9 protein-coding genes and 1 pseudogene are annotated in these 8,881 nt (G+C 73.2%); 5 read left to right on the forward strand and 5 right to left on the reverse strand.

Annotated elements, in window-relative coordinates:
- Window positions 1-28: 28 nt before the first annotated feature.
- Window positions 29-682, reverse strand: coding sequence for a TetR/AcrR family transcriptional regulator (locus ABD437_RS10785; protein ID WP_344648650.1), 654 nt, complete (start codon window positions 680-682; stop codon window positions 29-31).
- Window positions 683-730: 48 nt separating this feature from the next.
- Here ABD437_RS10785 and htpG point away from each other — a divergent pair, with 48 nt between their 5' ends.
- Window positions 731-2,542, forward strand: a complete 1,812-nt coding sequence (gene htpG, locus ABD437_RS10790; protein ID WP_344648651.1) for a molecular chaperone HtpG — start codon at window positions 731-733, stop codon at window positions 2,540-2,542.
- Between the two features lie 38 nt (window positions 2,543-2,580).
- Here htpG and ABD437_RS10795 read toward each other — a convergent pair whose 3' ends face one another.
- Window positions 2,581-2,982, reverse strand: a complete 402-nt coding sequence (locus ABD437_RS10795; RefSeq protein ID WP_344648652.1) for a DnaJ family domain-containing protein — start codon at window positions 2,980-2,982, stop codon at window positions 2,581-2,583.
- Window positions 2,983-3,081: 99 nt separating this feature from the next.
- Between ABD437_RS10795 and ABD437_RS10800 the strand changes: the two genes are divergently transcribed.
- The 3 genes from ABD437_RS10800 (at window position 3,082) to ABD437_RS10810 (ending at window position 5,062) form a co-directional block, all read left to right on the forward strand.
- Window positions 3,082-3,585, forward strand: coding sequence for a mycothiol transferase (locus ABD437_RS10800; RefSeq protein WP_344648653.1), 504 nt, complete (start codon window positions 3,082-3,084; stop codon window positions 3,583-3,585).
- Between the two features lie 2 nt (window positions 3,586-3,587).
- Window positions 3,588-3,935, forward strand: a complete 348-nt coding sequence (locus tag ABD437_RS10805) for a TraR/DksA family transcriptional regulator (RefSeq protein ID WP_344648654.1) — start codon at window positions 3,588-3,590, stop codon at window positions 3,933-3,935.
- Between the two features lie 74 nt (window positions 3,936-4,009).
- Window positions 4,010-5,062: an NAD-dependent epimerase/dehydratase family protein gene (locus ABD437_RS10810; protein ID WP_344648655.1), complete on the forward strand. Its 1,053-nt coding sequence runs from the start codon at window positions 4,010-4,012 to the stop codon at window positions 5,060-5,062.
- Here ABD437_RS10810 and ABD437_RS10815 read toward each other — a convergent pair.
- Genes ABD437_RS10815 through ABD437_RS10825 form a run of 3 tightly spaced genes read right to left on the reverse strand, consistent with a single transcriptional unit; the run spans window position 5,059 to window position 8,236 of the window.
- A complete protein-coding gene (locus tag ABD437_RS10815; protein WP_344648656.1) occupies window positions 5,059-6,084 on the reverse strand; it encodes a sensor histidine kinase in 1,026 nt (341 codons plus the stop codon). The genes ABD437_RS10810 and ABD437_RS10815 overlap by 4 nt on opposite strands.
- Window positions 6,084-6,773: a response regulator gene (locus ABD437_RS10820; protein ID WP_344648657.1), complete on the reverse strand. Its 690-nt coding sequence runs from the start codon at window positions 6,771-6,773 to the stop codon at window positions 6,084-6,086. The genes ABD437_RS10815 and ABD437_RS10820 overlap by 1 nt, the downstream gene beginning before the upstream one ends.
- Window positions 6,770-8,236 (reverse strand): hypothetical protein, encoded by a 1,467-nt coding sequence (locus ABD437_RS10825; RefSeq protein ID WP_344648658.1) that lies wholly within the window; start codon window positions 8,234-8,236, stop codon window positions 6,770-6,772. Before ABD437_RS10825 ends, ABD437_RS10820 begins: the two co-directional genes overlap by 4 nt.
- A gap of 132 nt (window positions 8,237-8,368) precedes the next feature.
- On the opposite strand from ABD437_RS10825, the pseudogene ABD437_RS10830 reads away from it, so the two are divergent.
- Window positions 8,369-8,881, forward strand: a pseudogene (locus ABD437_RS10830) (glycosyltransferase family 2 protein); the annotation flags it as partial.

Here is an 8,881-nt window from a genome sequence, read left to right on the forward strand (position 1 = left end):
CACAGAAACAGTCAAGGTAGACCGGAAATTAGGCGGAGTGATCCACGTCGCTCAGCAGGATCGCCTTCGCGAGCTGCTTCCAGTTGGCCAGGCTCGGCTCGGTCGACGGGTCACGCTTGTCGAACGCGTACGTCAGCGCGACGCCACGCATGCTCGTGAACAGCGTGTGGCGCACGACCTGGTACATCGGGTGCGCGGTCAGCGCGGGCCCGAACAGCCCGTCCATCGACGCCCAGATCTCCCGGCCCAGCCGACGCTCGGCCGGGCGGATGACGTCCGCGAGCGCCGGTTCGGTGCGGGCGGCGACCCAGAGCTCGGTGGCGGCCCAGAACTGGGGCTCGTTGAACGACAGCCAGAGCCCCTCGACGACCACGTCGATGCGTGCCTCCGGGTCGTCGGGCAGCGCCTCACCCGACGCCGACGCCGAGCGTCGCTTCTGCCAGACGTGGTGCGCCGCGGCCACCAGCAGCTCCTCCTTGGAGGGGAACTGGTGCAGCAACCGGCCGCGGGACACCCCGGCCTTGGCCTGGATCGCCAGCGTGTTGGCGCGGGCGTAGCCCTCCTCGACGAGCAGCTCGACCGCGGCGTCGAGGATCCGCGTGCGGGTCTCCTGACTGCGCTCGGCCTGCGGTCGCCGCGCCGCGCTGGCGGAGGACGGCGGTGCATCCGGCGTGCTGGACATGCGGTCGAGCATACGATTCCGTCCGACCCCGACGAGAAAGGGAAAGTAGTGGAGACGCTCGAGTTCCAAGCCGAGACCCGGCAGCTCATGCAGCTGATGATCCATTCGATCTACTCGAACAAGGACATCTTCCTGCGCGAACTCATTTCGAACGGCTCCGATGCGCTGGACAAACTCCGGATCGAGAGCCTGGTCAACTCCGACCTCGACGTCGATCGTTCCGACCTGCACGTCACGCTCACCCCGGACGCCGACGCACGGACGCTGACCGTGACCGACAACGGCATCGGCATGACGCGCGACGAGGTCGTGTCGCTGATCGGCACGATCGCGAAGTCGGGCACCGCGGAGCTGCTGCGCAAGCTGCGGGAGTCCTCCTCGGAGTCCGCGGACCTGATCGGGCAGTTCGGCGTCGGGTTCTACTCGTCGTTCATGGTGGCCGACCGGGTCACGCTCGTCACCCGCAAGGCCGGCGAGTCCACCGGCACCCGGTGGGAGTCGACCGGCGAGGGCACCTACACGATCGACGACGTCGACGACGCCCCCCAGGGCACCGCGGTCACGCTGCACCTCAAACCGGCCGACACCGAGGACCAGCTGCACGACTACGCCGACCCGGCGGTGCTGCGCTCGATCGTGAAGAAGTACTCGGACTTCATCGCGTGGCCCATCCGCCTCGACGGGGAGGCCGTCAACTCGCAGAAGGCGCTCTGGGCCCGGCCGCGCAGCGAGGTCACCGCCGAGGAGTACAGCGAGTTCTACAAGCACGTCAGCCACGACTGGACCGACCCCCTCGAGACCATCCACATGAAGGCCGAGGGCACGTTCGAGTACGACGCGCTGCTGTTCCTGCCGTCCCGGGCGCCGTTCGACCTGTACTCGCGCGACGCCCAGCGCGGTGTCCAGCTCTACGTCAAGCGCGTGTTCATCATGGCCGACTGCGAAGCGCTGGTGCCGTCCTACCTGCGCTTCGTCAAGGGCGTGGTGGACGCGGCCGACCTCTCGCTGAACGTCTCGCGGGAGATCCTGCAGCAGGACCGGCAGATCCAGGCCGTGCGCCGTCGCCTGGTGCGCAAGGTGCTGAGCACGATCAAGGAGCTGTCGCCGGAGAAGTACGCGACGTTCTGGGCCGAGTTCGGGCGGGCGCTCAAGGAGGGCCTGATCGAGGACGCGGCGAACCGCGAGATCATCCTCGACCTGCTGTCGTTCTCGTCGACCGCCGATCCGGAGAAGCTGACGACGCTGCGGGAGTACGTCGAGCGGCGGCCGGAGGGGCAGACCGAGATCTACTACCTCACCGGTGACTCGCGGGCGACGATCGAGAACTCGCCGCACCTGGAGGCGTTCCGCGCCAAGGGCTACGAGGTGCTGGTGCTCACCGACCCGGTCGACGAGGTGTGGGTCGACCAGATCACCGAGTACGACGGCATCCCGCTGAAGTCGGTGGCGAAGGGGCAGGTGGATCTCGGGAACGCGCCCGCGGAGACCCCGGCGGAGTTCGAGGACTTCCTGACCTGGATGTCGTCGGCGCTGTCCGAGTCGGTCAAGGAGGTGCGGCTCTCCACCCGGCTGGTGGACTCCCCCGCGTGCGTGGTCGGTGACTCGGACGACCTCACGCCGCAGCTGGAGAAGATGTTCCGCGCGATGGGGCAGCCGCTGCCGTCGGTGAAGCGGATCCTGGAGCTCAACCCGGGCCACCCGCTGGTCACGGGGTTGCGGAACGCGTTCGCGGACGGCACCCGGGACGCCGAGGCGGCCGAGCTGATCTACGGGATGGCGCTGCTCGCGGAGGGCGGGGAGCTCTCGGATCCCGCGCGCTTCTCGCGTCTGCTCGCGGAGCGGCTCACGAAGACGCTGTAGGCGAACCACCAACGAAGTGGGGTGATTTCCGGCGGGAATCACCCCACTTCGTGGTCGCCCCTCGCCTGCCAGCGGCGGACCACCCGGTCGATGTCGATCGGCATGAGGTTGAGCGGGGGACCGACCGGCGCGACCCGGATCGCGGCGCGGATCTTCTTGTTGATCGGCTCCAGCAGGTCCCAGATGTCCTGTTCCTTCCGGGCCGCGTACGCCTTGTCCAGCGCGTCCTCGACCTCTTTGCGCAGCGCCAGCGACGGCGGCACGACCGACAGCCCCTCGCGCTTCATCTTGCGCTTGATCCACCACAGCGGGTCGGGCGGATCGTCGATGCCCGGGATCGGTTTGCCCGCGCCGCGCAGGTCGTCGAACTCGCCGCGCTCGATCGCGGCGCTGATCTGACGCTCGACCCACGACTCGATGGGTCCCGTGGGTTGTGACATGCCTCCAGTGTGCCCGCGGCTCAGGCGCACTCGCGCGGGCCGCCCCGCGTGGCGACCCGAGGCGATTAGTCGAACCGCACGGGGGGAACACGCGATCTGATGAACGTCAACGAGGTTCTCATCGAGTCCTTCGGCCGCCTGCCCGAGCTGGTGCGTGGAGCCGCCGAGGGCCTGTCCGCCGAGCAGCTGCGCTGGGCACCGGCCGAGGGAGCGAACTCGATCGGCTGGCTGATCTGGCACCTGACCCGCGTGCAGGACCATCACGTGTCCGAGCTGCTCGACGGCGACCAGGTGTACGTCACCGGCAACTGGGGCGCCCGGTTCGGGGTGAAGTCCGACCCGTCCGACACCGGCTACGCGCACACCGCCGCCCAGGTGGCCGGCGTGCGCCCGGAGAACGACCGGGCCCTGATCGAGTACTACGACGCGGTGCACGCCCGCACCGTCGAGTACCTGCGCGGGCTCGCGGAGTCCGACCTCGACCGGGTCGTCGACGAGCGCTGGGACCCACCGGTCACGCTCGGCGTGCGCCTGGCGAGCGTGTACGACGACGACACCCAGCACGTGGGTCAGGCCGCCTACGTGCGCGGGCTGCTCCCCTAGCCGTGGACGACGTGCACCGCGCGCTCAACGACGAGCGCGCGGACACCGCGGCCCAGATCAGCGCGCTCCGCGCCGACCTGGACGGCATCATCGAGGCCGCCGCGATGAGCAACACCGACGACGAGCACGACCCGGAAGGCGCCACGATCGCGTACGAGCGCGCGCACACCGCCGCGCTGCTGTCGTCCGCGCGCTCCCGCCTCGACGAGCTGGACCGCGCCCTCGCCCGGCACGCGGCCGGCGACTACGGCCGCTGCGAGTCCTGCGGCGGCCCGATCGCCCCGGAGCGGCTGGCCGCCCGGCCCTCCACCGCGTTCTGCATCGCGTGCGCCACCGCGGCGGGGCGCTGAGCAGATCTCACGGTTCCCTTACGGCCCGGCGCCGACGGCCGGAGCGGGCGGACACGGGTCCTACGGTCGGAGCCATGCGAGTGCTCGTCACCGGCGGCGCCGGTTTCATCGGATCACACGTCGTCGAAGCTCTGGCGCGGGCGGGGCACGACCCGGTCGTCGTCGACTCGCTCGCGCCGGACCTGCATCCGGCCGGGGCGCCCGCGGTGCTCGACGGCTACGAGGTCGTCCGGGCCGACGTCCGCGACGCCGACGCGATGTCCGCGGCGTTCCGCGGAGTCGACGCGGTCGTCCACCAGGCCGCGCGGGTCGGCCTGGGCCTGAACGTCGCCGACCTGCCCGCGTACGCGGCCGACAACGACCTCGGGACGGCGGTCGTGCTGGCGTCGGCGGCCGCGCACGGCGTGCGCCGGCTGGTCCTGGCCAGCTCGATGGTGGTGTACGGGGAAGGCAGCTACCGCTGCGCCCGGCACGGTACGACGGCACCGGGGCCCCGGGCGGCGTCCGACCTGTCGGCCGGCCGCTTCGAGCCGACGTGTCCGCGCTGCGGGCAGGCGCTGGAACCCGGTCGGGTGGACGAGGACGCCCGGCTGGATCCACGCAGCGTGTACGCGGCGACGAAGGTCGCGCAGGAGCACCTCGCGGCCGCGTGGGCCCGCGACACCGGGGCCCGGGTCGTGGCGCTGCGCTACCACAACGTCTACGGCCCGCGGATGCCCCGGGACACCCCGTACGCCGGCGTGGCGTCGCTGTTCCGCTCCGCGCTCGAACGCGGCGAGGCGCCGCGCGTCTTCGAGGACGGCGCCCAGCTCCGCGACTTCGTGCACGTCACCGACGTGGCCGCCGCGAACCTCGCGGCGCTGCGTGCGCTCTCGACGCTTCCCGACGGCACGGTACTGCCGTGCAACGTCGCCTCGGGTGAGCCGCGGTCGATCGGGGACATGGCGCGCACGCTGGCCACCGCGTTCGGCGGGCCCGCTCCGGTGGTGACCGGCGACTACCGCCTCGGCGACGTCCGGCACGTGCTGGCCTCGCCCGCGCGCGCCGCCGCCCGGCTGGGCTTCGTCGCCACCGTGCCGTTCACCGAGGGCGTCACCCGCTTCGCCCGGGCCCCGCTGCGTGGTTAGCCGGCGGCGGCCGGGAGGCGGACGGTGAACTGACAGCCGCTGGAGGTGTTGTCGACCGCGATCAGTCCGCCGTGGACCTCGACCAGCCCCCGGGCGATGGCGAGCCCCAGCCCGCCGCCCGACCCCAGCGGATCCCCGGCCGCGGACGGCGTGCGCGCGCTCTCGCCCCGGAACGCGGTGTCGAACACGCGGGGCAGGTCCGCGGCCGGGATGCCGCCGCACTCGTCGCTCACCGCGACCCAGCCCGTTCCCTCGTCGGACCCGCCCACCACGGTCACGATCCCTTCCTGCGGGGTGTGCCGGATCGCGTTGACCAGCAGGTTGCCCAGCACCCGCCCCAGTTCCGGCTCGCTGCCCCGCACCACGCCGTAGGACGAGTGGTCGGCCACCAGCCGCACGCCCTTCGCCCGCGCCACCGGGGTCGCGCTCGCGACGGCGTCCGAGACCACCTCGCCGAGCGGCACGGCGTCGAGCGTCAGCCGCAGTGCTCCGGCGTTGATCCGGGACAGCTCGAACAGATCGTCGACGAGTGCGGTGATCCGGTCGGCCTCCAACCGGATGCGCCGGTGGTACCCGGGCACCCCCTCGGGCTCGACCATCCCGTCCTCCAGCGCCTCGGCCATCGCGCGCAGCCCGGCCAGCGGGGTGCGGAGGTCGTGCGAGACCCACGCGACGACCTCCCGGCGGCTGCGTTCGAGCGCCTGTTCCCGTGCCCGTGCCTCGGCCGCCCAGACGCTGGCCCGGGCGAGCCGGCGCCCCGCGATCAGCGCGAAGCCGAGGCTGACCACCCCGGACACGGTCAGCACCATCCCCATCACGCCGAGGTCGTGGGCGCTCAGGAACATCGCGTCGGCCACGACCACGACCCCGGTGACGACCGACGCCACCGTCACCGCGAGCAGCACACCCAGGTGCGCGGTGACCGAGCGGCCGCGGAGGACACGCAGCCCGGCCAGCCCGAACAGCGCGACCGCGCCGGACGATCCCAGCGCCAGCACACAGATGATCACGACGTCTCGCATCAGCGGTCCGTTCGGTCGTAGCGGTAACCGACGCCCCACGCGGTGACGATCCGGACCGGACGGGCCGGGTCGTCCTCGATCTTCTCGCGCAGCCTGCGGACGTGGACGGTGACCGTCGCCTGGTCGCCGACCGTCCAGCCCCAGACCTGCTCGAGCAGGTCGGCGCGGGTGAACACCCGGCCGGGGTGGCGCAGGAAGTGCACCAGCAGGTCGAACTCGCGGACGGTCAGCGGCAGCTGCGTGTTGTTGCGGAACGCCAGGTACGCGGCCGGGTTCACGCGCAGGTCGCCGTCCTCGAGCTCCGGTGCGGGCGCACCGGCCCGGGTGCCGCCGGTGCGCCGCAGCACCGACTGCACCCGCAGCGCCAGCTCGCGGGGCGAGAACGGCTTCGTGACGTAGTCGTCGGCGCCGGTCTCGAGGCCCACCACGCGGTCGGCCTCGTCGCCGAGCGCGGTGAGCATCACGATCGGCACGTCCCCGTCGGCCCGGAGGCGACGGCACACCTCCAGCCCCGACATGCCGGGGAGCATCAGGTCCAGCACCACCAGGTCCGGCGCCGCCGCGGCCGCCGCACGCAGCGCCGCCGGGCCGTCGCCGACCAGGTCGACGACGAACCCGGCCCGTCGCAGGTAACGCCCGACGACTTCGCTGACCGTCGGATCGTCGTCCACCACCAGAACCCGGCTCACCACTTCAGCATCCACCCCAGCTGGACGACGAGCGCGACCGCGGCCTGGGCCGCCAGCCAGCGCCGCTGTTCGCGCGGGGCCAGCGCACCGGCCGCGACCAGCAGCCAGACCGCGAACGGCAGGAAGATCCGCTCCACCTCACCTTTGGCGAGACCGCTCGCGGTGGCCGCCAGCACCAGCCCACCCGCGGTCACCGGCAACACCACGGCCCGCGCCAGCACCCCCCGCGCGAGACCGTTCCGCAGCAGCCTGCCCGGCGCCGGACCACCCGGCGCCGGACCACCCCGCGCCGAAACCCCCCGCGCGAGACCGTTCCGGGTCAGGAGCGCGAGACCGGCGACGGTGGCGGGGCCGACGCACACGGCGACCGCGGCCACGTTCACCGCGACGAAGTAGCCGGCGGGCCGGTCGATCCAGGCCGAGCCTTCACGGACCCGCTCCGCGGCCGTGAGGAACCCGTCCCACCACCAGAACCCCAGCGCGGCGAACGAGGCCACGACCGCCACCACGACCGTTCCGCCCACCACCAGCGGACGCACCCGCCGCCGCACGACGACCACGACCACCGCGAGCACCCCGATCAGCACGAGGCCGTAGGAGAGGAACAGCGCGACCCCGAGCGCGAGCCCACCGGCCGCCGCCCGGAGGTCGGCGCCCCGCCCCCGACCGGACGCCGCGCTCGCCAGCGCCGCGACCCCCCAGCTGGTGACGCCGCAGAACAACGCGTCGGCCGAGGTGGCGATCCACAGCGCGGCCGGCGCGAGCACGACGAACGGCGCGACCCGGCGCGCGACGTCCCCGTCGGCCAGGTGCCGGACGGTCACCAGCACCGCCGGGGCGGCCGACGCACCGGCCGCGATGCACAGCGCACCCGCCCAGCCGGCGCCGGACAGCCCGAGCCGGTCGAGCCCGGCGAACACGAGCAGCGCGCCCGGCGGGTGCCCGGACACGTGCGTCACCCACTGGAAGCCGGGCGACCCGCCGAGGACGTGGTCGGTGAACGTGCGCAGGAACTCCGGCACCGCACCCACCCGGTCGACGTCGTGCAGGTACTCCCAGCGGGTGGTGAGCGGAGCCCCGAGCGCCCGGACGCCGTCGACGAGCGCCAGCGACACCGCCCAGGCCGCACCGGCGACCCAGGTACCGGCCAGCAGGACCGGCCAGCGCCACCGGGCCGCGGCGACCGGCCCGACGACGATCAACCCGACCCCGACCACCACCGGCAGCAGCAGCGCCGGGGGCAACCGGACGTCGAGCCGGCCGGTCAGCGGCTGCCCACCGGAGAGGTGCAGGTCGACGCCGCGGGCACTCAGCCAGGCGCCCCGGAGCGCGACGCCGGCCACCACCACCGCCGCGCCGACGACCGCGCCGATCGCGACCGGCCCGGACCGCTCGGCGCCGTCGTCGTGACGGTCCCGGGGCCGGTCGGGAGACGGTGGAGGTCGGCGCAGGGAGACGGTCATCTACCGGACGTTAGGCCGCCGCCGGGCCGGTTCCGGGCGCAGCGCGTCACCCGTTCGAGAACCGTAAGAACTGCGGCCGACGTTCGCGGATCGTAAGGTCTTCGCAGGCCGGAGCGGTTTTACGGTCGGCAGATGTCGAAGCCAAGGACTCCTCGGCCGGTCGCGGTCGACGTGGTTTTCCCCTGCCTGAACGAAGCGCTCTCGCTGCCCTGGCTGCTCGGGCGGCTCCCGGACGGCTACCGCGCGATCGTGGCCGACAACGGTTCCACCGACGGTTCCGCCGACCTGGCCCGCGCGCTCGGCGCGACAGTGCTCGCGGTGCCCGTCCGCGGCTACGGCGCCGCCGCGCACGCCGGGCTCGTGGCGTCCACCGCGGACGTGGTGTGCTTCTGCGACGCCGACGGCTCGCTGGACCCGGCCGAGCTGCCCCGGGTCGCCGACCCGGTGGCGCGCGACGAGGCCGACCTGGTGCTCGGGCGCCGCCGCCCCACCGCGCGCGGTGCGTGGCCGGCGCACGCCCGGTGGGCCAACGCGGCGCTGGCCGCGCGGCTGCGGCGGCGGACCGGCCTGCGCCTGCACGACCTGGGCCCGATGCGGGCCGGACGCCGGGCGGCGCTGCGCGCGCTGGACCTGGCCGACCCGCGG

Source organism: Cryptosporangium japonicum, from assembly GCF_039524755.1.
Taxonomy (GTDB): domain Bacteria; phylum Actinomycetota; class Actinomycetes; order Mycobacteriales; family Cryptosporangiaceae; genus Cryptosporangium; species Cryptosporangium japonicum.

Bases quoted from the DNA above. Each gene is read 5' to 3' on its own strand.
- ABD437_RS10785 (WP_344648650.1), bottom strand. From the start codon at position 682: ATGTCCAGCACGCCGGATGCACCGCCGTCCTCCGCCAGCGCGGCGCGG.
- ABD437_RS10795 (WP_344648652.1), bottom strand. From the start codon at position 2,982: ATGTCACAACCCACGGGACCCATCGAGTCGTGGGTCGAGCGTCAGATC.
- ABD437_RS10800 (WP_344648653.1), top strand. From the start codon at position 3,082: ATGAACGTCAACGAGGTTCTCATCGAGTCCTTCGGCCGCCTGCCCGAG.
- ABD437_RS10810 (WP_344648655.1), top strand. From the start codon at position 4,010: ATGCGAGTGCTCGTCACCGGCGGCGCCGGTTTCATCGGATCACACGTC.
- ABD437_RS10815 (WP_344648656.1), bottom strand. From the start codon at position 6,084: ATGCGAGACGTCGTGATCATCTGTGTGCTGGCGCTGGGATCGTCCGGC.
- ABD437_RS10825 (WP_344648658.1), bottom strand. From the start codon at position 8,236: ATGACCGTCTCCCTGCGCCGACCTCCACCGTCTCCCGACCGGCCCCGG.